20 protein-coding genes are annotated in these 24389 nt (G+C 75.0%); 9 read left to right on the forward strand and 11 right to left on the reverse strand.

Annotation, left to right across the window (positions count from 1 at the left end):
* Window positions 1-60: 60 nt before the first annotated feature.
* Window positions 61-1644, forward strand: coding sequence for an MFS transporter (locus tag ACLFMI_RS07510; protein WP_410947003.1), 1584 nt, complete (start codon window positions 61-63; stop codon window positions 1642-1644).
* Between the two features lie 10 nt (window positions 1645-1654).
* Window positions 1655-2140 (forward strand): DUF2771 family protein, encoded by a 486-nt coding sequence (locus ACLFMI_RS07515; RefSeq protein ID WP_410947004.1) that lies wholly within the window; start codon window positions 1655-1657, stop codon window positions 2138-2140.
* A gap of 52 nt (window positions 2141-2192) precedes the next feature.
* Here ACLFMI_RS07515 and ACLFMI_RS07520 read toward each other — a convergent pair whose 3' ends face one another.
* The 9 genes from ACLFMI_RS07520 to ACLFMI_RS07560 all read right to left on the reverse strand — a co-directional run bounded on the left by ACLFMI_RS07520 (window position 2193) and on the right by ACLFMI_RS07560 (window position 11737).
* Window positions 2193-3161 carry an MsnO8 family LLM class oxidoreductase gene (locus ACLFMI_RS07520; protein ID WP_410947005.1) on the reverse strand — a complete coding sequence of 323 codons (969 nt, stop codon included), beginning with the start codon at window positions 3159-3161 and terminating at the stop codon, window positions 2193-2195.
* Between the two features lie 79 nt (window positions 3162-3240).
* Window positions 3241-3627, reverse strand: a complete 387-nt coding sequence (locus tag ACLFMI_RS07525) for a cold-shock protein (RefSeq protein WP_410947006.1) — start codon at window positions 3625-3627, stop codon at window positions 3241-3243.
* A 141-nt stretch (window positions 3628-3768) separates the two neighbouring features.
* The gene (locus tag ACLFMI_RS07530) at window positions 3769-5442 is read right to left on the reverse strand and encodes an AMP-binding protein (RefSeq protein WP_410947007.1); all 1674 of its coding nucleotides are present in this window, start codon (window positions 5440-5442) and stop codon (window positions 3769-3771) included.
* A 119-nt stretch (window positions 5443-5561) separates the two neighbouring features.
* Complete coding sequence (locus tag ACLFMI_RS07535; RefSeq protein ID WP_410947008.1) at window positions 5562-7211, reverse strand: phospholipase D-like domain-containing protein; 1650 nt, start codon at window positions 7209-7211, stop codon at window positions 5562-5564.
* Between the two features lie 19 nt (window positions 7212-7230).
* Window positions 7231-8415, reverse strand: a complete 1185-nt coding sequence (locus ACLFMI_RS07540) for a S8 family peptidase (RefSeq protein ID WP_410947009.1) — start codon at window positions 8413-8415, stop codon at window positions 7231-7233.
* Window positions 8416-8542: 127 nt separating this feature from the next.
* On the reverse strand, window positions 8543-9673 hold the full coding sequence (locus ACLFMI_RS07545) for a sulfate/molybdate ABC transporter ATP-binding protein (protein ID WP_410947010.1): 1131 nt from the start codon (window positions 9671-9673) through the stop codon (window positions 8543-8545).
* Entirely contained in the window at window positions 9670-10443 is a 774-nt protein-coding gene (locus ACLFMI_RS07550) for an ABC transporter permease (protein WP_410947108.1), read from the reverse strand. The genes ACLFMI_RS07545 and ACLFMI_RS07550 overlap by 4 nt, the downstream gene beginning before the upstream one ends.
* 101 nt (window positions 10444-10544) lie before the next feature.
* Window positions 10545-11336, reverse strand: a complete 792-nt coding sequence (modA, locus tag ACLFMI_RS07555) for a molybdate ABC transporter substrate-binding protein (RefSeq protein WP_410947011.1) — start codon at window positions 11334-11336, stop codon at window positions 10545-10547.
* Window positions 11333-11737, reverse strand: coding sequence for a TOBE domain-containing protein (locus ACLFMI_RS07560; RefSeq protein ID WP_410947012.1), 405 nt, complete (start codon window positions 11735-11737; stop codon window positions 11333-11335). The genes modA and ACLFMI_RS07560 overlap by 4 nt, the downstream gene beginning before the upstream one ends.
* A 106-nt stretch (window positions 11738-11843) precedes the next feature.
* Between ACLFMI_RS07560 and ACLFMI_RS07565 the strand changes: the two genes are divergently transcribed.
* The 3 genes from ACLFMI_RS07565 (at window position 11844) to ACLFMI_RS07575 (ending at window position 14591) form a co-directional block, all read left to right on the forward strand.
* Entirely contained in the window at window positions 11844-13052 is a 1209-nt protein-coding gene (locus ACLFMI_RS07565) for an acyl-CoA dehydrogenase family protein (protein WP_410947013.1), read from the forward strand.
* Window positions 13053-13206: 154 nt separating this feature from the next.
* Window positions 13207-14298: a GTP 3',8-cyclase MoaA gene (gene moaA / locus ACLFMI_RS07570; protein ID WP_410947014.1), complete on the forward strand. Its 1092-nt coding sequence runs from the start codon at window positions 13207-13209 to the stop codon at window positions 14296-14298.
* Window positions 14299-14300: 2 nt separating this feature from the next.
* Window positions 14301-14591 (forward strand): MoaD/ThiS family protein, encoded by a 291-nt coding sequence (locus tag ACLFMI_RS07575; RefSeq protein ID WP_458788577.1) that lies wholly within the window; start codon window positions 14301-14303, stop codon window positions 14589-14591.
* A 15-nt stretch (window positions 14592-14606) separates the two neighbouring features.
* Here ACLFMI_RS07575 and ACLFMI_RS07580 read toward each other — a convergent pair whose 3' ends face one another.
* Entirely contained in the window at window positions 14607-17483 is a 2877-nt protein-coding gene (locus tag ACLFMI_RS07580; protein WP_410947016.1) for an Hsp70 family protein, read from the reverse strand.
* 181 nt (window positions 17484-17664) lie between these two features.
* On the opposite strand from ACLFMI_RS07580, the gene ACLFMI_RS07585 reads away from it, so the two are divergent.
* The 4 genes from ACLFMI_RS07585 (at window position 17665) to ACLFMI_RS07600 (ending at window position 23272) form a co-directional block, all read left to right on the forward strand.
* Entirely contained in the window at window positions 17665-18333 is a 669-nt protein-coding gene (locus tag ACLFMI_RS07585; RefSeq protein WP_410947017.1) for a sensor histidine kinase, read from the forward strand.
* Window positions 18324-18989, forward strand: coding sequence for a response regulator transcription factor (locus tag ACLFMI_RS07590; RefSeq protein WP_410947018.1), 666 nt, complete (start codon window positions 18324-18326; stop codon window positions 18987-18989). The genes ACLFMI_RS07585 and ACLFMI_RS07590 overlap by 10 nt, the downstream gene beginning before the upstream one ends.
* A 63-nt stretch (window positions 18990-19052) precedes the next feature.
* Window positions 19053-20426 (forward strand): sensor histidine kinase, encoded by a 1374-nt coding sequence (locus ACLFMI_RS07595; protein WP_410947019.1) that lies wholly within the window; start codon window positions 19053-19055, stop codon window positions 20424-20426.
* Complete coding sequence (locus ACLFMI_RS07600) at window positions 20423-23272, forward strand: sensor histidine kinase (RefSeq protein WP_410947020.1); 2850 nt, start codon at window positions 20423-20425, stop codon at window positions 23270-23272. Before ACLFMI_RS07595 ends, ACLFMI_RS07600 begins: the two co-directional genes overlap by 4 nt.
* A 15-nt stretch (window positions 23273-23287) precedes the next feature.
* Here ACLFMI_RS07600 and sbnA read toward each other — a convergent pair whose 3' ends face one another.
* Window positions 23288-24283, reverse strand: coding sequence for a 2,3-diaminopropionate biosynthesis protein SbnA (sbnA, locus tag ACLFMI_RS07605; RefSeq protein ID WP_410947021.1), 996 nt, complete (start codon window positions 24281-24283; stop codon window positions 23288-23290).
* Between the last annotated feature and the right edge of the window lie 106 nt (window positions 24284-24389).

Here is a 24389-nt window from a genome sequence, read left to right on the forward strand (position 1 = left end):
AGCGGCGCGAATCGTCCCGGGGAATCCGGGATCGTCGGTGCCGGTCGGCACAATGGACCCGTGAACCGCTCCGGCAACCCGTTCCGTCGCCGTCGTGCCCGCACGAGGGCCTCGCGGGCGTTCCGGGACGAGCACACCGAACCGGTCGCACGTCCGGACCCGCGGACCACCCCGGTCGCCTCGGACCCCACGTTGCGGGCGTCGCCGGGCGCCGGCACCGCGACCGACGAGCTGCCCCGCCCCGGCGCCGGGGAGACCGCCCGCCCGTCCGGGCCGCGCAAGCTGACCGTCACCCGGGTCGCGGCGCACCGCAGCCGGGAGCTGAGCGGCCGGGCGGTGGCGTTGTTCCGCCGGGCCGCGACCGCGGACGGGGCGGACCGCTCCGGCCTGACCGCGCTGACCTACGCCACGATGACCACCTACGCGCTGGACGCGGCGGTCGCGGTCGCGCTGGCGAACACGCTGTTCTTCGCGGCCGCGACGGCAGAGTCGAAGGCCAACGTGGCGCTCTACCTGGCGATCACGGTGGCGCCGTTCGCCCTGGTCGCGCCGGTGATCGGGCCGCTGCTGGACCGGTTGCAGCGAGGTCGGCGGATCGCGATGGCGGTGTCCTGCGTGGGGCGTTCGGGGCTGGCCGTGCTGCTGGTGTTCCACCTCGACAGCTGGGTCCTCTACCCGGCCGCGCTCGGGATCATGGTGCTGAGCAAGTCCTTCCTGGTGCTCAAGGCGGCCGTCACGCCGCGGGTACTGCCCTCGTCGATCACCCTGGCGACGACGAACTCCCGGCTGACCACGTTCGGCATGGCCGCGGGCGGGGCCGCCGGGGCGGTGGCCGCGGGGGCGGCTTTCGCGTTCGGCTCGCCCGGCGCGCTGTGGTGGGTGGCCGCGGTCGGCGTGCTCGGCACCGTGCTGTGCCTGCGGATCCCGCGCTGGGTGGAGTCGACGACGGGTGAGGTGTCGGCCGCGGTGCCCGCCGGGCGTCCCCGGGGCCGACGGCCGAAGGCGCCGGCGGGCCGGCCGGTGCTGGTCGCGCTGTGGGGCACCAGCGCGGTCCGCGCGCTGACCGGCTTCCTGACCCTGTTCGTGGCGTTCGTGGTGAAGGCCGGCACCGATCAGGCCCCCGGCGGCGACCCGGCGGGCCAGCTCTTCGTGATCGGCCTGGTCGGCGCGGCCGCCGGGGCCGGGCTCTTCCTGGGCAACGCCGTCGGGGCCCGCGCCCGGTTCGGCCGGGCCGAGCGGGTGGTGCTCGGCGCCGCCGTCGCGGCACTGCTGGCGGCCACCGCCGTGGCGGTGTTCCCGCTGGTCGCGGCGGCCGTCGTGGCGGCACTGGTGGCCTCCACGGCGAGTGCACTGGCCAAGGTCTGCCTGGACGCGGTCGTGCAACGGGACCTGCCCGAGCACGCCCGGGCGTCGGCGTTCGGGCGTTCGGAGACCGTGTTGCAGCTGGCGTGGGTGCTGGGCGGGGCGATCGGGGTGCTCGCCCCGCACGACACGTTCCGCACCGGGTTCGTGATCGTCGCCGTGGTGATCGCGGTGTTCGCGGCGCAGGCCGGGGCGATCCGCCGGGGCGGCACGCTGGTGCCCGGCCTGGGTGTGCGGTCGGCGCCCACCGGGGCGGCCGCCGCGACCGGAACCGGTCCGTAGGCTGGCCGACGTGATCACCCGCTCCCGACGGCCCGGACTGCTCGGGCTGCTCGCCGTGGTCGTCGTGCTCCTGGCCGGCTGTTCCGGCGGGTCCCGCCCCACCGTCACGTTCGACGTCGGCGGCGCCTCGCTGACGGCGGCACCGACCCAGTTGTGCGACAACCGGATGGAGGACTGCTCGGACGAGCCGAACGCCCGGGTCACCGCGGCCGTGCCGGCCGGCACCCCGATCCGGATCACCGTGCCGGAGGAGGTCTCCTCGGCACCGTGGCAGGTGGCCTACTCGTTCACCGACGCCGGCGGGAAGCGGGTCGACGCCCGCAGCGAGATCGCCACCGCCGGCAGCCGCACCGACTACACCCTCACCCTGCCCACCCCGCAGGACCGCCTGGTCACCGCCCAGGTGCAGGTGTTCGGCCCGGCCCCGGCGATCGACCCGGAGAGCCAGCAGATCGAGTTCCCGGTCCGCGCCACCTGGGTCCTCGTCGCCGAGTAGTCCCGCGCCCCTACCACCACGCACCCCGGCCACCACCCGCGCCGGGGGGCCATCACGTCGCCGGCGGGCCGGTGGCCTGCGCACGACGGCTCCACAACGCGCCGGTGGGGGCCAGCTGCTCGTCGGAGGCCGCCAGGGCGCCGCGGTCCCAGGTGGACGAGGTGAGCAGCAGTTCGTCGGCGCCGGTGCGGACGATCAGGTCGTCCAGTCGTGCGGCGACGTCGTCGGCGTCGCCGGTGATCGTGCGGGCCAGCGCGGCCTCGACGGTCCCGCGTTGCCGGCCGGACATCCAGCGGCCCGGGTCCGGGGGCTCCAGCGGCGGGAACTCGCCGGTCGTCCGCGCCGCGGCCAGTGCCCACGCCTCGGGCAGCGCCAGCTCCGGGCCGCCGACCAGGACGTCCGCCGACACCACCAGGTACCCGCCGTCCCCGGCCCGGGAGCGGTAGCGGTCCAGCGCGGCCCGGTCGTCGAGCAGCCGCCCGCCGACGACCGCGGGCAGCCCCAGCTCGCCGGCGATCTCCAGCCCGGCGCCGGTGGCCAGCAGGAACAGCGGCACCGGAGCGTCCAACCGGGGTCGGGCGGTGACCGGGCCGGTGCCGTCCAGGAAGGACCGCAGCTCGTCGAGGTCGGCGCGGAAGGCGTCGTCGTCGGTACCGGCGGCGCGCAGCGCGCGGCGGACCGGCGCGGTGAAGCCGGGCGTGCGGCCGATCCCGAGATCGACCCGGCCCGGGTGCAGCGCGGCGAGCATCGCCACCTGCTCGGCGACGACGAGCGGCTGGTGGTTGGGGAGCATGACCCCGCCGGACCCGACCCGGATCCGCTCGGTGGCCCCCGCGACGGACGCCATCAGGACCGGCGGGCTGCCGCCCGCGATCCCCGGCACGGCGTGATGCTCGGCCACCCAGAACCGGTGGTAGCCGAGCGCCTCGGCGCGGCGGGCCCGGTCGAGCGTGTGCCGCAGCGCCGCCGAGTCGGGCTCCCCGGCCCGGGTCCGTGACCGATCCAGCAACGACACCCGCACGCCCGGCACAACGCCCCGCGCCCCGCCCGCATTTCGCACCACGGCGCCACAACGGGGTCCGGGCCTGGGGCGGGGGGTGTCAGCCGTCCAGGTCGCGGGCTACTGCGCGGACGACGTCGGCGGCGAGCTTGCAGGTCTTGCGGTCCGGGTAGCGGCCGTGGCGCAGGCTCGGCTGCACCTTGGCGTCGAGCAACCGCATCATGTCCTCGATGAGCCCGTGCAGCTCCTCGGCGGGCCGTCGGGTGTTCTCCACGGCGGAGGCCTGCTTCTCGACCACGCGGACGGACAGCGCCTGCGGGCCGCGCCGGCCCTCGGCCATCCCGAACTCGACCCGCTGGCCGGACTTCAGCGCCTCCACGCCCGAGGGCAGCGCAGCCTTGCGGACGTAGACGTCCTCGCCGCCGTCCTGGGAGAGGAAGCCGAAGCCCTTCTCCGCGTCGTACCACTTCACCCTGCCGGTGGGCACCGTGCTCCTCGATTCCTGCGTTGCTGCACGACAAACGCGCCCGTTGGCCGGAGACCACCCGGGCGCGCCGACACCACACTAGCGCCGGAGCGCCCCGGTGCGCACTGCCGATCCGGGTGGCCGGGGCGCCCGGCGGCCCGATCAGGTGTTGCGCGCGCCGGCCGCCTCGCCGAGGTGCAGCAGGTCGACCGACTTCTCCCGCATCTCGACCTTGCGGACCTTGCCGGTGACCGTCATCGGGAACTCCTCCACGATCACCACGTAACGCGGGATCTTGTAGTGCGCGAGCCGTCCGGTGGCGAACTCTCGCAGCGTCTCCGCGGTCATCTCCGGGGCGCCCTCGCGCAGCTGCACCCAGGCGCACAGCTCCTCGCCGTAGCGGGCATCCGGGACGCCGACCACCTGGGCGTCGAGGACGTCCGGGTGGGTGTAGAGGAACTCCTCGATCTCGCGCGGGTACACGTTCTCGCCGCCGCGGATGACCATGTCCTTGATCCGGCCGGTGATGTTGACGTAGCCCTCGTCGTCCATCACGGCCAGGTCGCCGGTGTGCATCCAGCGGGCCCTGTCGATCACCTCGGCGGTCTTCTCCGGCTGGTCCCAGTACCCGAGCATCACCGAGTAGCCGCGGGTGCACAGCTCACCGGGCTCGCCGCGCGGGACGGTCCGGCCGTCCTCCGGATCGACGACCTTGACCTCCAGGTGCGGATGCACCCGGCCGACCGTGGAGACGCGGCGGTCCAGCGAGTCGTCGGCGCGGGTCTGGGTGGAGACCGGGGAGGTCTCGGTCATGCCGTAGCAGATGGTCACCTCGCCCATCCCCATCCGCTCGACGACCTGCTTCATCACCTCGACCGGGCACGGCGACCCGGCCATGATCCCGGTGCGCAGGCTGGACAGGTCGTAGGAGGAGAACTCCGGGTCGTTGAGCTCGGCGATGAACATCGTCGGGACGCCGTAGAGCGACGTGCACCGCTCCTGCGCGACGGCCTGCAACGTCGCCTTCGGGTCGAAGCCCTGGGCCGGGATGACCATCGTCGCGCCGTTGGTGGTGCAGCCCAGGTTGCCCATGACCATGCCGAAGCAGTGGTAGAAGGGCACCGGGATGGCGACCCGGTCGTTCTCGGTGTAGCCGCAGAGCCGGCCGACGTAGTAGCCGTTGTTGAGGATGTTGTGGTGCGACAGCGTCGCGCCCTTCGGGAACCCGGTCGTCCCGGACGTGTACTGGATGTTGATCGGGTCGTCGGCGGTGAGCCCGGCCTGGATCTCCGAGAGCCGGATCCGGTCGGTGGCCTTGCCGCCGTCGGCGACCACGTTCCAGTCGTCCGAACCGATGATCAGGACGCGTTCCAGGTCCGGGCAGTTCCCGCGCACCTCGGAGATCATCTGCTCGTAGTCCGAGGTCTTGAACGCACTCGCCGCGACCAGCGTCGAGACGCCGGCCTGCCGGAGCACGAACTCCAGCTCGTGCGTCCGGTAGGACGGGTTGATGTTGACCAGGATGACGCCGAGCTTCGCGGTCGCGTACTGGGTCAGCGTCCACTCGGCCATGTTCGGAGCCCAGATCCCGAGCCGGTCCCCGGTCCGCACGCCGGCGTCGAGCAGCCCGCAGGCCAGCTTGTCGACGGCCTCGCGCAGCTGGTTGTAGGTCCAGCGCCGCCCGGTCCCGACCTCGACCAGCGCGTCGACGTCCGGGAACGCCGATGCGGTCCGGTCGAAGTTGTCCCCGATGGTGTCCCCGAGCAGCGGGGTGTCCGAGACCCCGGAGGCGTACGACGGAACGGCTGGGGTGCCTGCGGCGGGGGCGGAGGTCACGACGTTGTTCTCCTCGGCGGTACGACGGCGATCGACGTCACATCCTGTCCCGCAGCTCCCGATCTGCCAACCTCCCGGACGGGTCAGGACGCGGGTCAGGACGCGGGTCAGGACGCGCGTCAGGACGACGACAGCGACCGGCCCGCCCGCTTCCCCGACTCCGCGACTCGGGTCGCACCCTTGCGTGCGCCCTCCGCGGCCCGGCGCAGCGGCCGCGGAGACGGCTCCGGCCACGGCCCGACGGGGACGAGCACCCGTTCCTCGGGGGCGAAACCGGCCGGGTAGCCGGGCACCCGCCAGGTGCCGGCCGGGGCGGCCGGCGGCAGCCACTCCGGGCGCCACATCCCGAGCGCCAGTGCCAGGTCCTCCAGGTAGGGCCGCAGCTCGGGGGTCGGCGCGGTGCGCAGGTGCTCGGCCCACAGCCGCACCCGCAGGTCGCGGACCCGGGTGCCGGTGGTGACCAGCACGGTGTTCAGCTCGGTGTCGGTGCCGCGCATCGAGCGGGAGAAGAAGTTCGCCGACCCGACGGCGGCGAACACGTCGTCGACGAGCGTCAGCTTGGTGTGCACCGTGAGGTCCTCGATCCGGTGCATGATCACGTTGCCGCGGTCGGCGGGGGCCAGCTGGTCGATCACACCGCGCTGGACGTCTCCGGTGACCCGGCGGCGGAACTTGTTCACGCCGCCCTCGGTCGGGTCCCGGCGGCCGGAGCAGACCAGCACCACCTTCACCCCGCGGGCGGCCGCGTCCCGCAGCAGCCCGTAGAGCCGGAACGCCCGGCGCCCGCCCGGGACCTCGAAGAAGTACTGGTCCTCCAGGTAGATGTAGTGCTCGGCACCCCGGATGGCCGCCGTCAGCGCGTGGAACACCTCCTGGACGCCGTATCGGGGCAACGTCGTCCAGTGCCGCCGGTAGAGCGTTCCGAAATGGTCGATCTTCCACGGGCGGAACGACCGCAGAACCTGCACCGCGGTCCCCGGCGCGTGCTGCGGCGGCGCCGGCGGGGCGGGCGGCAGCCCCGGCGGGTACGGCTCCGGGTTCATCTCCACCCACTGCTTCCCGGACGTCCACGGCACCGGTGCCGCGAGGAACCTGCGCGGCGGCAGCGACGCGGCCTCCGCCCAGCGTCCGCGGTAGACCTCCCAGACCCGGGCCGCGGCCGGGCCGCGCAGCCGGACGGCGCCGTCATGCCAGCCCCAGCGTTCGTCGCCGACCGCGAGCCGGTCGTGCGGCTCGGCGTCGTAGCGGTTCGCCGAGAGGTCCAGACCTCCGACGAACGCGGTCAGCTCACCCCCCACGTGCGCCAGGACGATCTTCTGGTGGTGGCAGCCGATGCCCGAGCCGGACCAGTCGAGCAGCACCCGGCCACGCAGCTCCGGACGCTCCCGCAACGCCAGCGCGGCGAACGCGTTGGCCCGGAACGGCCCGATCGCGACCCCGGGCACCGAGCCGGAGAACACCGCCGCGGTGAGCAGCACCCGCACGTCGACGCCGTCACCGGCCAGCCGGGCGAGCCGGTCCGCGAGCGGCTCGTAGCCGTCCTCACCGGGCTCGCGTCCGGTCAGGTCCATGTCCGGTTCCAGGTTCAGGCCGGCGATCAGGACGCTGTCGCCGGGGCCGGCCCGGTCCAGCAGCGCGCGCAGCTCCGCGAAGTACGCGACGCCGTCCACGATCGGGACCCACTCGGTGTCCTCGCGGAACGTCGGGCAGTCCGCGGTCCCCGGCACCAGGTAGCGGTCCGTGAGCGCGTCCAGGGCGGTACCGGCCATGATCGGACGGTATCCGGTGTCACAGCCCGCCGGTCTGCAGCAGCCGGTTCGGCGTACCGCCGGTGCCGCCACCGTCGATCTTCCCGCCGGCCGCGTTGTCCAGGATCCACCGCTTCAGGGGCGCGGCCGGGGTGTCGCCGCGGGCCTGCTTGTAGAGCGCGGCCACCCCGGCCGCGAACGGGGCCGCCATCGACGTCCCGCTGTAGGACGCGGTGCCCCCGCCCGGCACGGTCGACACGATCCGGGACCCGGGCGCGTAGAGCGCGACGCACCGACCGGTCGAGGAGTTCGAGGCGCGCCGGTCCTCGATCGTGGAGTTCGCGACGACCAGCACGCCGCCGACCGCACGGGGCAGCGCGGTGCAGTCGTCGCCGCCGGTGTTGCCCGCCGACGACGTGGCGAACACCCCGGCGTCGATCATCCGCTGGACGGCCTGCTCCAGGATCGGCGAGTCGCCGTAGCTCCAGGACATCACGGACACGGCGGGGCCCTGCTTGTTCTTGACCACCCAGTCGATCCCGGCCAGCAGCGACGACAGCGTCCCGGTCCCCTGGCAGTCGAGCACCTTCACCCCGCGCACCCGGGCGCCGGGCGCGACGCCGTAGGTGGCCGACGCGGCGATCCCGCCGACCACGGTGCCGTGCCCGTCACAGTCCTCGTTCCGGTCGTCGATCGTGTTCGTCTCCAGCCGGGCCCGCCCGCCGAAGTCCGGGTGGCTCGCGTCGATGCCGGTGTCCAGCACGAACACGTCGACCCCGGCGCCGTCCGCGCTGTGCCGGTAGCGCCCGTCGAGCGGCAGGTCCGGCTGGTCGATCCGGTCCAGGCCCCAGTTGCCGGGCTCCTGCTCGGCGGTCGCCGAGTCCCGGGCGTCCTGGTGGGTGGCCTGCGGGTCAAGCGGGGTGATCGTCCGGTCCTCCTCCACCCCGACGACGCCGGGCCGGGTGCGCAGCGCGGCGGCCTGGCCGGGGGCGAGCTCGGCGGCGAAGCCGTGTACCGCGGTGTCGAAGGTGACCGTGGGCTCCGCGCCGACCGACTCCGCGGCGGCCCGGGTCTGGCCCGCCGTCGCGGTCTGCACCAGGTACCCGGTGGGCGCGCCGGGCGCGCTCTCCGCCGCCTGCGCGGTGGGTGCCAGGGGGACACCGAGCGCCAGCGTCAGGACACCGGCGGCAACCGTCATCGCGGCGCGGGAACGGAGGAGGCTCACGGACGGCGACGGTATGCGGGTGTGACGCCTGGTGCGAGAGACACGATGGTGGCTCGGGTGACATATGGGACCGATGGGGTGACAGAGCGTTTCGGGCCTTGTCCGCCGGGCACGAACGGAGGGGGGATCAGGAGAGCCGGCCGTGCACGGCGACCTCGGTCGCCTTCACCGCGAACCACACCTCGTGCCCCGGCTCGACCGCCAGCTCGGCGATCGCGGCCGGGGTGACGTCCGCGGCCAGCCCCTCCACCCAGTCCGGACCGTCGTCGGCCTTCCCGGCCCGCAGCCGGACGGTGTCGCCGCGCGGTTCCAGTGCGGCCACCCGGACCGGGAACACGTTGCGCGGGCTGCCCTCGGGACGGCGTGCGTGCACCGACACCGCGGACGGCGGGAACACCGCGACCGCGGGCTCGCCGGGCGCCACCTCGACGGCGTGCCCGTACAGCTCGACGCCGTCGGCGGTGCGCACCCCGCCGCCGGGGGCGGCGACGCCGGGGACCAGGTCCAGCCCGGCGATCCGGGCGGAGAACGCGCTGCGCGGACGGGCCAGCACCTCCCGTGCCGGTCCCTGCTCGACGACCCGACCGCGCTCCAGCACGATCACCCGGTCGGCGAGCACGAGGGCGTCCAGCGCGTCGTGGGTGACCAGCAGCGCGGTCTGCTTGCCGTCGGCGATCACCCGGCGGAGCAGGCTGCGCATCGCCGGGGTGGCGTCCACGTCGAGCGCGGCGAGCGGCTCGTCGAGCAGCAGCAGTCCGGGCTGCGGGGCCAGCGCGCGGGCCAGCGCCACCCGCTGCTGCTGGCCACCGGAGAGCTGCGACGGCCTGCGCCCGGCCAGCGCGCCGACGCCTACCTCGTCCAGCAGCGTGCGGGCGCGGTCCTCGGCCGCGGCCCTCGGGGTGCCCCGGGCCCGCGGGCCGAAGGCCACGTTGGCCAGCGCGCTCAGGTGCGGGAACAGCAGCGGTTCCTGCGCGAGCAGGCCCACCCCGCGCCGGTGCGGAACGGTGAACGCCCCGGCCCCGGTGTCGAGCAGGGTGCGCCCGCCGACCGTCAGGCGTCCGGAGTCCGGGCGCAGCAACCCCGACAGGATCCCGAGCAGGGTGGACTTGCCGGCCCCGTTCGGGCCGAGCACGGCGAGCACCTCGCCGGGCGCCACGGCCAGGTCCAGCTCGAGGCCGAAGCCGTCGCGGTGCAGGGCGGCGGTGAGCTGCACGCCGCCGTCCGGAGCGGCGACGGCGGGGCCGGGGTCGTGGCTCATCCGCGGCCGTCCACACCGCGCGGCCGGCCGACGATGATCACGATCAGGGCCACCACGACGAGCAGCAACGACAGCGCCACCGCGCCCGCGGTGTCGGTCTCCCCCTGCAGGTAGACCAGCAGCGGCAGGGTCCGGGTGGTGCCCTGCAGGCTCCCGGCGAACGCGATGGTCGCGCCGAACTCGCCCATGCAGCGGGCGAAGGCCAGCACCAGCCCGGACATCAGGCCGGGCAGCACCAGCGGCACCGTCACCCGGCGGAACGCGAGCGCGGGCGAGGCACCGAGGGTGGCGGCGGTGGCCTCGTAGCGCTCACCCGCGGTACGCAGGGCCCCCTCCAGGGACACGATGAGGAACGGCATCGCCACGAACGTCTGGGCCAGGACCACCGCGGCCGTGGAGAACGGCAGGAAGATCCCGAACGCCAGGTCCAGCCCCTGCCCGACGAGCCCGTTGCTGCCGAGCAGGAACAGCAGCGCGAGCCCGCCGACGACCGGTGGCAGCACCAGCGGCAGCAGCACGACCGAGCGGATCGCCCGCAGCAGCCGCGGCGCCCGGTTGAGCCGGCCGCGGGCCAGCACCACCGCCAGCGGCCCGCCGAACAGCAGGCACAGCACGGTCGAGGTGGCCGCGGTGAGCAGCGAGAGCCGCAGCGCGTCCAGCGCGGCGTCGCTGGTCAGCAGCGCGGGCATCGCCGACCAGTCGGCCTCCCAGAGCAGGCCGAGGACCGGCAGCGCGATCAGCAGGAAGCCGATCCCGGCCGGGACCCACATCCACACGGGCAGGCCGACCCCGGTCCCGTGCCGGTCGGCGGCGCGGTCCCGGCGGGCGGCCGGCGCGTCGACGTCCGGGCCGGGGCCGGCCTGCGTCGTGGTCACGGCGTGCCGAAGCCCGCCGCGGTGAGGACCTGCTTGCCCTGCTCACCGGTCACGAACTGCACCCACTTCTGTGCCAGCTCGGCGTTCGACGCGTTCGTCAGCGTCGCGATCGGGTAGTTGTTCACCGCCTGGCCGGACTGCGGGAAGTCGACGCCCTGCACCTGCCCGTCGGCCGCCGTCACGTCGGTCTTGTAGACCAGCCCGGCGTCGGCGTTGCCGGTGGTGACCTTGTTCAGCACCGACTTGACGTCCTGCTCCTCGGACACCGGCGCGAGCTGGACCCCGGCGGCCTGCTCGACCTTCTCGGCCGCCGACCCGCACGGCACCTGCGGTGCGCACACCACGGTGCGCAGGTCCGGGTTCGTCAGGTCCTGCAGCGACGCGATCCGCCTCGGGTTCTGCGGCGCGGTGGCGATCTGCAGGGTGTTCGTGGCGAAGACCACCGGCTCGCCCCGGGCGTTGCCCGGCTCGGTCACCTTCGTCATGTTGCTCTCGTTGGCCGAGGCGAACACGTCCGCCGGCGCCCCCTGGTTGATCTGCTGGGCCAGTGCCGAGGAGCCGGCGAAGTTGAGCGTGACGTCGGTGCCCGGGTTGGCCTGCTCGAACCGCTTCTCCAGCTCACCGAAGGTGTCGGTGAGCGAGGCCGCGGCGAACACCGTCAGCGTCTGCGGCTGCCCGCCGCCGGCCTGCGGGTCCTGGCCGCCGCCACCCCCGCATCCGGCCAGCAGCGCCAGCGCGGTCACGGTCGTCGCGGCGCCCGCGACGCGGCGGACGGATCGGGTCCTCACAGGTGCCCTCCCGGGGTCTCGACGACGACGTTCGTCGACTTGATCACTGCCACCGCCAGCGCTCCGGGCTCCAGCCCCAGGTCGCGCACGGCCTCGCTGCTCATCAGCGAGACCACGCGGTGCGGTCCGCACTGCATCTCCACCTGGGCCATCACGGTGTCGGCGACGACCGAGGTGACCAGCCCGACCATCCGGTTGCGGGCCGAGCGCTGGACGACCGAGGGATCCGGCGGGGTGCTGGCGTGCTCCCGGGCGAACCCGGCGAGCGCGGCCCCGTCGATGACCTTGCGGTTCGACGCGTCGGCCTGCACCGGCAGGGTGCCGGCGTCCACCCAGCGGCGGACCGTGTCGTCGCTGACACCCAGCAGCCGGGCGGCCTCGGAGATCCTGAAGTGCGGCACGACGCGGATCCTATGATCGCTCGTGCGGAGACGCCACGTCGGATCGCCCGCAGTTCCGGTCGATCACGCAGTGCCGGGCCGGTGCGCCGTGTGATCTCATCGCCGCGTGGACTTCGCACCCAGCGCCGTGGCGACCGACTACACCGCACGCATGCGCGCCCTCCTCGACGAGAAGATCCTTCCGGCCGAGACGGAGTACGACGCGTTCCGCGCCGAGCGGCGCGGGACGCCGCAGGAGTGGGACCTGCCCCCGGTCGTCGAGACCCTCAAGGCGGAGGCTCGCGAGCGCGGGCTCTGGAACCTGTTCCTGCCCGCGATCTCCGGGCTGTCGAACCTGGAGTACGCCCCGGTCGCGGAGGTCTCCGGCTGGTCCCCGGTGATCGCCCCCGAGGTGATCAACTGTCAGGCGCCGGACACCGGCAACATGGAGACGCTGCACCTGTTCGCCACGCCCGAGCAGCGCCAGCAGTGGCTGGACCCGCTGCTCGAGGGCGAGATCCGGTCCGCGTTCGCGATGACCGAGCCGGGCGTGGCCTCCTCCGACGCCACCAACATCGAGACCCGGATCCGCCGGGACGGCGACGACTACGTGATCGACGGCCGCAAGTGGTGGATCTCCGGCGCGGCCGACGAGCGCTGCAAGGTCTTCATCGTGATGGGCAAGACCGACCCGGAGGCCTCCCCCCACCGGCAGCAGTCGATGATCCTGGTGCCCCGCGACACCCCCGGCCTGTCGATCACCCGGCACCTGTCGACGTTCGGTTACCAGGACCAGCACGGGCACTCCGAGCTGGTGCTCGACGGCGTCCGGGTGCCGGCGTCGAACCTGCTCGGCGAGGAGGGCGGCGGGTTCGCGATCGCCCAGGCCCGGCTCGGCCCGGGCCGCATCCACCACTGCATGCGGCTGATCGGGATGGCCGAGCGCGCGGTGTCGCTGATGGTCGAGCGGGCCCAGGACCGGGTGGCCTTCGGCCGCCCGCTGGCCGACCAGGGAGTCGTCCGGGAGCAGATCGCGCTGTCCCGGATGGAGATCGAGCAGGCCCGGCTGCTCACCCTGAAGACCGCCTGGCTGATCGACTCGCACGGTGCCAGGGGCGCGGCCACCGAGATCGCCTCGATCAAGGTCGTGGTGCCCCGGATGGCCTGCGCGGTGATCGACCGGGCGATGCAGGTGCACGGCGGCGCGGCGATGAGCGACGACACCCCGCTGGCCTACTTCTACGCCTGGGCGCGCGCGCTGCGCTTCGCCGACGGCCCGGACGAGGTGCACATCCGGTCGGTGGCCCGCCAGGAGCTCAAGGCGGGCCGGACGTAGTCACGGAGTACCTATCCGTTCGGCTAGGTACAGCGTGACTAATTCCGCAGCTGCGCCTGCGCCACGCACCTGGCGTCGCAGCTGCGGGGTGTGGCTCTGAGCTGGGAAAACCCGCCCTGGGCTGGTCGGCTCCGGGACGGTTAGCCTCGGCGTCATGACGACCGAGCTCGGCCTGCCGGCACTGCGCGGCGGCCCGTCCCGGGACCCGGACCGGCCCGACGATCCGCGGCTGGTCGACGGGTTCGGCCGGGTCGCGACCGACCTGCGGATCTCGCTGACCGACCGGTGCAACCTGCGCTGCACCTACTGCATGCCGGCCGAGGGGCTGGACTGGATGCCGCGCGACGAGCAGCTCACCGACGACGAGCTGAACCGACTGATCGCGGTCGCCGTGCACCGGCTGGGTGTCGAGGAGCTGCGGTTCACCGGCGGCGAGCCGATGCTCCGGAAGGGCCTGGAGAACGTGCTGTCCGCGGCGTCGGCGCTGGAGCCGCGGCCGGACATCTCGCTGACCACCAACGGCATCGGGCTGGCCCGGCGAGCCGGCGCGCTGGCCGCGGCCGGGGTGAACCGGCTCAACGTCTCGCTGGACACGCTGCGCCAGGACCGGTTCGCCGAGATCACCCGCAGGGACCGGCTGCAGGACGTGCTGGACGGTCTGGCGGCCGCGAGGGACGCCGGCCTGAACCCGGTGAAGCTCAACAGCGTGCTGCTGCGCGGGGTGAACGACGACGAGGCCGCCGACATGCTCGAGTTCGCGCTGGAGCACGGCTACCAGCTGCGGTTCATCGAGCAGATGCCGCTGGACGCCCAGCACGGCTGGCGCCGGTCCGAGATGATCACTGCGGGGGAGATCATGGAGCGGCTGGAGCAGCGCTTCACACTCGCCCCGTCCGACGAGGACCGCGGCGGCGCTCCGGCCGAGAAGTTCCTGGTCGAGAGCAGGCTTGACGGGACGAGCATCAGCACAGCCGGCGGTCCCGCCGTCGTCGGGGTGATCGCCTCGGTGACCCGGCCGTTCTGCGGCGCCTGCGACCGCACCCGGCTCACCGCCGACGGCCAGATGCGCACCTGCCTGTTCGCCACCGGGGAGACGGACCTGCGGGCGATGGTGCGCGGCGGCGCGACCGACGCCGAGATCGCCGACACCTGGCGCGACGCCATGTGGGGCAAGAAGGCGGGCCACGGCATCGACGACCCCGGGTTCCTGCAGCCCGACCGCCCGATGAGCGCAATCGGAGGATGAGCGTGACCACCGCGAGCGTGACCACCGCGAGCATCGCGACCCGGACCCTCACGGTCCGCTACTTCGCCGCGGCCAAGGCCGCGGCCGGGACCCCCGAGGAGACGGTCACGGTGCCGGCCGGCGCGACCGTCGCCGACGCCGTCGATGCGCTCCGTGCCGGGCACGGCCCGGAGCTTCACCGGGTGCTCGACCGCTGCAGCTTCCTGCTCGACGAGGTGGCCGTGCGGGACCGTTCCGCCGTCCTCGGCGACGCGGTCGCGCTGGACGTGCTGCCGCCGTTCGCCGGCGGCTGAGCCGCCGGCTCCCGCTCAGCCGGCGAGGTCGAGCACGGTCAGCGTGCCGTCGTTGAGGTTGCTGACGTAGGCCTGCGTGCCGTTCGGCAGCACCGCGATGCTGGTCGGGCCGTCCCCGGTCGGCACCGTCGCGGTCACCGAGAAGCTCTCCGCGCTGACCACCGACACGGTGTCGTCGGTGACGTTCGCGGTGTAGGCGAAGCGCCCGTCCGGGGACCAGGCCACGGCCTGCGGGTTCCGTCCCACCGGCACCGTGGCGACCACCTCGTCGCTGTTCCTATCGGTGATCGACAGCGACGCCGAGTCGTAGTTGACGTTGGCGACCAGCGGGCGGACCGGGTTGACCGCGACGCTGTGCGGGCTCGTGCCGACCGGGATCTCGGCCACGATCCGGTCGTTCGCGGTGTCCAGGGCGGTGATCAGGTTCGACTCGTGGTTCGCGGTGTAGAACCGGCTGCCGTCCGGCGTGATCGCGACCCAGTGCGGGTTGGGCGCGACGACGATCTCGTTCGCCAGCGCGTTGGTGGCCGTGTCGATCACCGACACGGTGCCCGAGTCATGGTTGGGCACGTAGACCTTGCCGCCGTCCGGGGCGACCGCCAGCGCGAACGGCCGCGTCTGCACCGGGACCGTCGCGACCACCGAGTTCGTGGTGGTGTCGAGCACCGCGACCGCGGCGATGGTGCGCGCCTCGTCGAACACGCTGACGTAGACGTGCCCGCCGTCCGGGGCGAACGCGACGTACTGCGGGGGCCCGGCCGGCACCTCGATGGTGGCGGTGACCGCGTTGACCGAGGTGTCGATCACGGTGACGACGCCGGCCGTCCGGTTCGCCACGTACGCGAGCCGACCGTTCGGGGAGATCGCGACGAAGCCGGAGGAGGCCCCGGCCGGGACGGCCTCGCCGAGCGTCGGGATCGGCTTGGCGACGGCCACGCCCCCGGCGGACGGGGGTTCCGTCGCTCGCGGCTGCGCGTTCCCGTCCCCGACAAAGGGGGTGCCGAAGTACGCCACGCCCGCGGCCAGGGCCAGGACCGCGACGACCGCGGCGGCGAGCAGCCGGCTCCTCCGGCGCCGGCCACCGTGGGAGGGCTGATGCGGGCCGCCGCTCCAGCCCGGCCGCTCCGGTGGGGTTCCCGGCGGGCCTCCCGTGCCGCCGGTGCCGCTGAGGCCGCCGGTGCCGTCGGTGGAGCCGGTGCCGTCGGTCGCGCTGGCGCCGTTGGTCGCGCTGGTGGCTGCTGGGGTCACCGCGGTCGCCGCCGGCCCGGCGGTGGGCTGCGGCGCCGGGCCCGGCCCGGCGATCGAGGCAGGTGGGGTGGGCGGGACGGGCGGGGCGGGTGCCGCAGCGGACGCAGCGACCGGGCGCGGGAGGTCCGCCGCGCCGGCGGGGGGCGGGAGACCGGCGGCGGTCCCGCCGGTGGCGACGCCGCGCCACGACGGGTCGGCGTTCCGCGGAACGCCCGGCGACCCGGTGGCACCACCGTCGGCGACGGCAGGTCGCGGCAGATCCGCGTTCCGCCGAACGCTCCCGGCCCCGGCAGCACCGGCGCCGGCGGCGGGCCGCGGCAACTCCGCGTTCCGCGGAACGCCCGGCGACCCGGTATCGCCGGTGGCGACGGTCGGCCGCGGCCCGCCCGCGTTCCGCGGAACGCTCGGCGCCGGGGTAGTGCCGACGGGGCGCGGCGGGTCGGCGGGTCTCGAGAGGCCGGGCGCGGCCGGCGCGGCGGCGTGACCGATCGCGGACGATCCGGTTCCCGGGGGCGCCGCGCCGCCGGCGTCGGCCCGGGCCAGCTCGGCGGCACCGAGCGCGACCGCGTATTTGGGGTGGGTGTCGACGACGATCGGCCGGTCCAACTCGTCGGAGAGCATCCGGGCGACCAGCGGGATCCGCGAGGAGCCGCCGACCAGCAGTACCGCGCTGAGGTCCTCGGGGGTCACCCGGGCCGAGTGCAGGGTGCGGCGCAGCGCACCGATCGTGGACTCCACCTGGGCGCGGATCATGTCCTCGAACTCGGACAGGGTGAGCCGGACGTCGAAGTGCCGCTGGGGCAGGAACACCGGGATCGTCGTCTCGGTGTCGATCGACAGCGCCTCCTTGGCCAGCACGCAGTCCTGGCGCAACCTGGCCATCGCCACCGACGTCTGCAGGTTGCCGAGGTCGAGCTCGGTGAGCGCGCCGTCGGCCTGGTAGTTGACGAACGCCAGGATCGCCTCGTCGAAGTCGACCCCGCCGAGCCGCTCGATGCCCTCCGGCGTGCCGAGGATCTCGATGCCGTCGGCCCGCTTGCGCAGCACGGTCGCGTCGAACGTCCCGCCGCCGAGGTCGTACACCGCGACCGTGTCGCCCTCGCCGAGCCGGCGCGACGCCGCGTAGTGCGCGGCGGCCGCCTCCGGCTCGGTGACGGCGCGCAGCGCCGGGCCGGCGCTGTCGGTGCCGGTACCGCTGCCGGTCAGGCCGGCGAGGTCGGGCACCTCGTCGAAGAGCTCGCGCCGGTACGGGCCCCAGTTCGCGGGGTGGGTGAGCACGACGCCATCGGGGGGATGGCCCTCGGTGTCGCTCACCCGCTCGACGACGTCGCGCAGCACGGCACCGAGCAGCATCGTCACGGGGAACGACGCACCGCCCAGGATCACCGGGATGGGGTCGCCGAGCCGGCGCTTGAACTCCCGGCAGACCCGGTCCGGGTTGCTGACGGCCCGGCGGATCGCGGCGTCCCCGGTGACCAGGCGGCCGTCCTCGCGCGCGTGCACCGCGGCCGGCGACACGACGCTGCGGTCACCGAGCGTGTACATCTCCACCTGCGGCCCGTGCGCGACCGCCGCGGCCACGAAGGTCGTCCCGAGATCGACACCCAGGCAGTACGCCACCGACCCACCTCCAGGTCCGGGCACGCCCGGCTCCGGGCCGGCCCGCTACCCGGCCGGATCCGGCGTGACGCCGATTCCCGGGACTCGCGACAGCGGTCGCGGCGTTACATGCCAGAGCGGTGGGACGCGCGCAAGGGTGCAGGCCCTACCTCCCGGTGGGGTTCGCACGCTTCCCTCCCGGGGCGTCGGGGAGCACGCTCGGCCGATGACGGTCGATCCCGCGTGCCGGGGCGGGACTGCTCCATCGGGGACCGGCCGCGCGGTCGGGTGGTCGCAGTGGGCGCACCGGCGCGGGCTGGAACGCCGGCTGCACGACGGCGCCGCGTTGCGGATCTCGGCGCTGACCCTGCGCCTCGGCCTGGTCCGGTGCCGCCTGCCGGGCGACGACGCCGAGCTGCACCGGGCCGTCGACGGGGTGCAGGACGAGCTGCACGCCGTGCTGCAGGAGCTGCGCGGGATCGCCGCCGAGCTGTACCCGCCGCTGCTCGACGAGGCGGGGCTCGGCCCCGCGCTGCGCGAGGAGGCCGACCGGCGCGGCGCCGCGGTCACGATCGACGTCCCGGACGACCGGTTCGGGCCCTCGGCCGAGGGGGCCGCCTACTTCGCGGTCGTACCGTGCCTGGCCGTCGCCGCGCCTGCGGGTGCCGGCCGGGTCACGGTGACGGCACGCCGGGTCGGTGACGTCCTGCAGGTCCGGGTGACCGGCACCGACGCCCGGCACGTCGTGGCCTTCCGGGAGGGCACCGGCCCGCTCGGCGGGAATGTCGAGGTCGCGTCCGGTGAGAGCGCGGCCGGTGGGAGCGCGACCCGCGAGGCCCCGGGCGGCGAGCGACCCGGCGGCACCACGATCACTGCGAGGTTCCCGTGCGGGTAGCCCTGGCCGAGGACGGCGCGCTCTTCCGGGAGGGCCTGCTGATGCTGCTCGGGGCCGCCGGGCACGAGGTCGTCGGGTGCGCGGTAGGCGGGGACGAGCTGGTCGGGGTGCTGACCCGGGAGCGGGCCGACGTCGCGATCCTCGACATCCGGATGCCGCCGGAACCGGACGGCGGGCTGGTCACGGCCGAGCGGCTGCGCGCCCTGCACCCGGAGATGGGCCTGCTGTTCCTGTCGCACTACGCCGAGGCGCACTACCTGATGCGCATCCTCGACATCGGGACCGACGCGATCGGCTACCGGCTCAAGGAGAAGGTGGGCAGCGTCGAGGTCCTGACCGACACCCTCACCCGGATCGGCCAGGGCGAGATCGTGATCGAGCCGGTGCTCGCCAAGCGGCTGGTCGAGCGGCCGCGCGGGGACCGCCGCAACGCCCTCGGCGTGCTGACCGAGCGCGAGCTCGACGTGCTGCGGCTGATGGCAGAGGGCCGGTCGAACGGCGGCATCGCGGCCCAGCTCTACGTCACGCCGAAGGCCGTCGAGAAGCACGTCGCGAACATCTTCGGCAAGCTCGGCCTGACCACCGAGGCGGCCGAGCAGCACCGCCGGGTGCTCGCGGTGCTGACCTACCTGCGTTCGCAGGACGGAAACGGCTGACCCCCGACGACCGACTCCGCACGGACGTGGTGTGCGTGCGCTGCTCGGATCCGGGAGCGGGTGGTGGAGATGGTCCGGACCGTCGCCGCGCGGGCCGTCCGGCCGGTGACCGTCGCGGCCGGCGTGTTCGTGCTGCTCGTGCTGGTGGTGTGCGGCGCCGGCCGGTGGGCCGGGACGGGGCCGGTCGCCGTGCTGCTGCCGTTCGTGGCCGCCACGGCCGCGGCGGTCGGGACCGCCGCGGCGCTGCCGCCGCTCGACCGGTGGGCGCGACAGCTGGGCCCGCACCGCACCGCGACGCCGTACTCGGCACTCGCCCGCGCGGCCGCGCGGATCCGGGCCGGGAGCCTTCCGGCCGCCCTGCCCGGCCTCGCCGAGGTGGCCGCCGAGGGCACCGGGGCCCGGCGCGCGGTCGTGTGGCTGGCGGTCGAGGACCGGCTGGTGGCCGCCGCGGTGCACCCGCCGGCCGGGACCGGAACCGGCGCGGCCGGGGGATCCGGTACCGGAGACGACGGGGCAGCGGACGACGGGGCGGCGGAGCTCTCGGTGCCGGGCCTCGCCGTGCTGCTCACCCGGCCGGACACCGACCACGTCGTCCCGGTGCTGGACGGGGAGACCCTGCGGGCGGCCCTGGCGATCGGCAAGGACGGAGCCGCGGTCACCCCCGGCGACCGCAGGCTGCTGCGCGACGTGGCGAACGGGGCCGGCGCGCTGCTGCGCGAGGTCCAGCGCGGGATCGAGCTCGAGCGGCGGGTGCGCCGCGCCGACGAGCTGGCCGACGAGCTCCAGCGGTCCCGGGAGCGGCTGGGCCGGGCCCGCGACGTCGAGCGACGCCGGCTGGTCGGGGAGCTCTCGCACGTCACCGCGGGCCGGCTGGTGGCGCTGCGGAACGGGCTCCGCCGGGCCCGCGACGAGCTGGCCGCCGGCGCGCCGGCCGGGCAGGTCCGGGAGACCCTGGCCGGTACCCGGACCGGGCTGGAGGAGCTGCTGGACCGGTTCCGCTCGATCGCCCGGGGCGTGTACCCGTCGGTGCTGCGCGACCAGGGACCGGTCGCGGCGCTCGAGGAGCTGGTGGCCGACCTGCCGCGACCGGTCCGGCTCGAGGCGGCGGTGGACCGGCGGCCGGCCTGGGAGATCGAGTCCGGCGTCTACTACGTGACCGCGTCGGCGGTGCAGCACCTGGCCGCCGGCCCGGGCCCGGAACTGCTGGTACGGCTGGCGCTGGACGCCGGCGGGCTGTCGGTCCGGATCGAGGGCCCGGCCGTCGCGGGCACCGAAGCGCTGCGGGAGGCGCTGGCGATCGACGTCGAACGTCTCGACGCGCTGGGCGGCACGGTCGAGGTGACCGTGGGAGAGCACGGCACCGTGGTGCACGCCCGGCTCCCGGAGCGGCTCGAACCGCTGGTCGACCCGGCGGCGGCTCGCGGGGCCGGACCGTGATCGACGAGGCGGCTGCCGCGCGGCGCGACCGGGCTACCGGACCCGGATACGTCACCGCCCTGGTCGTCCTGACGCTGCCGGTGCTCGGCTGGCTGGCGGCGGGAGCGGCCGTCGCGGCCGTCCGGTACCGGCCCGCGGTGGCGCCGGCGCCCGACGGCGCCTGGGCCCGCGGCCTGCTCGCGGCGGCGCCCCGCAGCGAGCCGCTCGTGCAGGTGGTGCTCGATCATGCCTGCAGCGGGCTGAACCTGCTGCTCGCCGCGGTGCTGCTGCGCGCGGGCGGCGGACCGGCCCGGCCGCTCCGGCTGCTGGCACTCGCCATGATCGCCTCGGCCGGGGCGTTCAACCTGCAGGCCCGCACGACCGGGGTGCTGCTGCAGGTCGCGACCGGGGTCCCGCTCGGGCCACCGGTCGCGCTGGTGCTGGTCGCCGTCGCCTGCGGCGCCGCGGCCGGGGCGCTGCTGGTGTTCCCGGAACCGGGGCCGGGCCGCTGGGGCGGCGCCGGCGCCGTCCCGGCCGTGGCCGGCGCCGCCTGCGTCCTGCTCGCGGTCGGGGTGAGCGCGGTGGCCGGGACCGCGACCGGCGGCATCCTGTTCTTCGGGTACCTGGCCCCGGTGGCCGGGCTGGTCGCGCTGGGAGCCCGGATCCGGGCCGGGACGGTCGCCGGCCGGCGTACCCAGGTGCGGTTGCTGCTGTGCGCGCTGGCGGCGACGCTGGCGACCGCGACCGTGCTGACGCTGGTCACCGTCGTGCTGGCCGCGCTGCACCGGCCGGGCCTGCTGCTCGGCGACCCCGCGGCGCCCGGCCCTGGCGGCGGCCCACCGGTCGCGCTGCTGTTCTGGTTCGCTCGGGTCGGCTCGGTCGCGCTCGCCGCGGCGGCGCTGGTGGCCGCCGGGACCGGGTCCCGGCTGCGGACGGCCGATCGGTGGTTCGGCCGGGGCCTGGCCGTGACGCTGGTGGCGGCCCCGGCCGGCGGCGTCGTCACCGTCCTGCAGACGCTGGCGGCCGAGGCCGGGACGGGTCCCGTGGCGGCCGCCGCGCTGGCCGCCGCACCGGTCGCCGTGCTGTTCCTGCCGCTGTACCTGCAGGTGGAACGGCTGGTCGACCGGTTGCTCTACGGCACCCGCCCGACCCCCTACACCGTGCTGGCCGGGGTGAACGCACTGTCCGGGACCTCGGCGTCGACCGACGGGCCCGATCTCGTCCGCGCGGCCGAGGCGGTCGGTCGCGGCCTGGGCGCGACCGTCTGCCGGCTGACCGTGTACCGGCCCGGGCTGCGCGACCGCACCTACTCGTGGACGGCGGAGCGGGCCGCACCGCTCGACGACCCGGACGCCCTCGTGCGGGTACCCGTCCGCCAGCGCGCGGAGGAGCTCGGCGAGATCGCGGTCGACCGGGAGGCGGTGCAGGGCCTGCGCGGTGAGCGTCGGCACCTGCTGCCCGACATCGCCGACAGCCTGGGCGTGGTGCTGCGGGCGAACCGGTCGGCGATCGAGCTGGAACGCCAGCTGCGGGCCGCGCTGGCGCACGGGGAGCGGATCGCGGCGGCCCGGCGGGACGCCGTCGCCCGGATGGACGCCGAGCGCCGCCGGATCGAGCGGGATCTGCACGACGGCGCCCAGCACCGGCTCGTCAGCCTGGGCCTGGGTCTGGGTCTGGTGGAGCACCAGGTCTCGGCCGGCGCGCCGGAACCGGCCCGGGCCCGGCTGGACGATCTCCTCACCGAGGTCGACGTCACCGAGTCGGTGCTGGCCGAGACGGCCGGCGGGGTCTCGTCGGCGATGCTGTCCGGCCACGGGCTGGTCGCGGTGCTCCGGGACACGCTGGCCGCGTCGGACCCGCCGGTGACGATCGAGCACGAGGGTGTCCCGTCCGCCCGCTGCTACCCCGACGAGATCGGTGACACCGCCTACTTCTGCTGCCTGGAGGCGGTCAACAACGCCCGCAAGCACGCTCGCGGCGCACCCGTGACGGTCCGGGTCGCCGAGCGGGACGGGATGCTGCGGATGGAGGTCCGGGACGACGGCCCGGGCTTCGTCCCGGACCCCGGCCCGGGCACCCCGGCGACGCAGGGACGCGGGTTGCGCAACCTGACGGTCCGGCTGGTGGCGGTCGGCGGCACGGTCGCCGTCCGGTCCGCACCCGGCGCGGGTACGACGGTGCTGTGGTCGCTCCCGCTGCCGGAGGGGTGGTCTCCCGACCCCGAACCCGGGTCCGGTCCGGCGGCCGGCACAGCACCGGCCCAGGAGTCCGGCGGGCTGCGGGAGCGGGTCCGGGACCTGGTGTGTGCCGGGGCGGAGGTGTACGCGGGGACCGAGCACGCCGCCACCCTGGCCCGGGCCGTGACCCGGCTGGACGCCCCACCCGCCGCGGCGACCCCCGCCGTGGACACCGCCGGGTACACCGCCGATCGTTCCACCCTGCTCGCGGCGCGGACCGCGCTGCAGACGCTCGAGGGCGTCGTCGGCTCGGTACGGCCGCCGCCGCGGGGGACCGAGCGCCTGCGCTACCGGATCGAGCGGCTCCGCGCCGAGGCGCACGAGCTGGTGGAGATCGAGCTCGCGGACGTGCTGCGGACGGCCGGTCCGGTACTGCCGCGCGACGACCGGGCGGCCGCCGACCGGCTGCTGGGCGCGTGCGGGGCAGGTCCGCGGGCCCGGTTGGGACTCCCCGACGACGCCGGGTCGGACGAGGTGCGCCGGGCCGCCGAGCGGGAGCTTCACCGGTGGCAGCGGCTGGCCGGGCACCCGGGGGCCACCGGCCCCGTGCGGGACGCCGCGCAGGTGCTGGTCCGGACCTGCGAGCACCTGCTCGCCGAACGCCCGGCGGGCGCCGACCGGCCGGGATGACCCGACCGGCCGGGGTCAGCAGGCCGCGCTGAGCACGTGCTCGTCGCCGGCGAGGACGTCGGCGAGGACGTCGGCGCCGTAGAGGTCCTCGACCCAGTGGCTCTGGTAGATCGTGTCGAGGTAGCGCTCGCCCAGGTCCGGCGCCAGCGCGACGCAGGTCATGCCGGGCGTGCCGTGCTCGGCCAGCCAGGCGCTCGCCCCGCTGACCACGGTGCCGGTCGAGCCGCCGAACAGGAACCCGTTGCGGGCCAGCCGGTGGCAAGTGCGGACGGTGTCCGCCTCCTCGACCAGCACGACGTCGTCGACGTGGGACTCGTCGAGCTGCGCCGGGCGCTCCCCGCTGCCCAGCCCGGGGATCATCCGCCGGGACGCCGGGCCGCCGAAGGTCACCGAGCCGACGCTGTCCACGGCCACGATGCGGACGTCCGGGTTCGTCTCCCGGAAGTACCGGGCGACGCCCATCAGGGTGCCGCAGGTGCCCGCGCCGACGAAGACCACGTCGACCTCCGGGAACTCGGCCGCGATCGCCGGGCCGGTGGTGGCGTAGTGCGCCTTCCAGGCGTTCGGGTTCTCGTACTGGTTCAGGCACACGAAGCGCGGGTCGGACTCGCACAGCTCCCGGACGTGGTTCTTCCGGGCGCCGAGCAGGCCACCCTCCGGGTCCGGCTCGGTGATCACGTGCACCTCGGCGCCGAACGACTCCATCAGCCGCCGGGTCGCAAGGTTGCAGCGCGAGTCGGTGACGCAGACGAACCGGTAGCCGCGGTTCGCCGCGATCATGCTGAGCGCGACGCCCAGGTTGCCCGACGACGACTCGACCAGGAACGAGCCCGGCGCCAGGATCCCCTGCCGCTCGGCGTCGGCGACCATCGCCCCGGCGGCCTTCAGCTTGACCGAGCCGGCGAAGTTGAAGCCCTCGCACTTGAGGTAGAGGGCGTGCCCGACGGTGGCCTGCAGATCGACGAACAGGTCGTCCTGGTTGAACTGCTGGGGACCGGTGATGATCGACATTGGGACCGCCTCGTTTCGCTCGGTGCGACTGACGACAACGGTGGCGTCCCGGGGCCGCCGGCTCGATCGTGTGCACACCCGGGCCGTCCGCGGTCGCCCCCGTCCC

It is taken from the genome of Pseudonocardia nantongensis (assembly GCF_046546495.1).
Classification (GTDB): Bacteria; Actinomycetota; Actinomycetes; order Mycobacteriales; family Pseudonocardiaceae; genus Pseudonocardia; species Pseudonocardia nantongensis.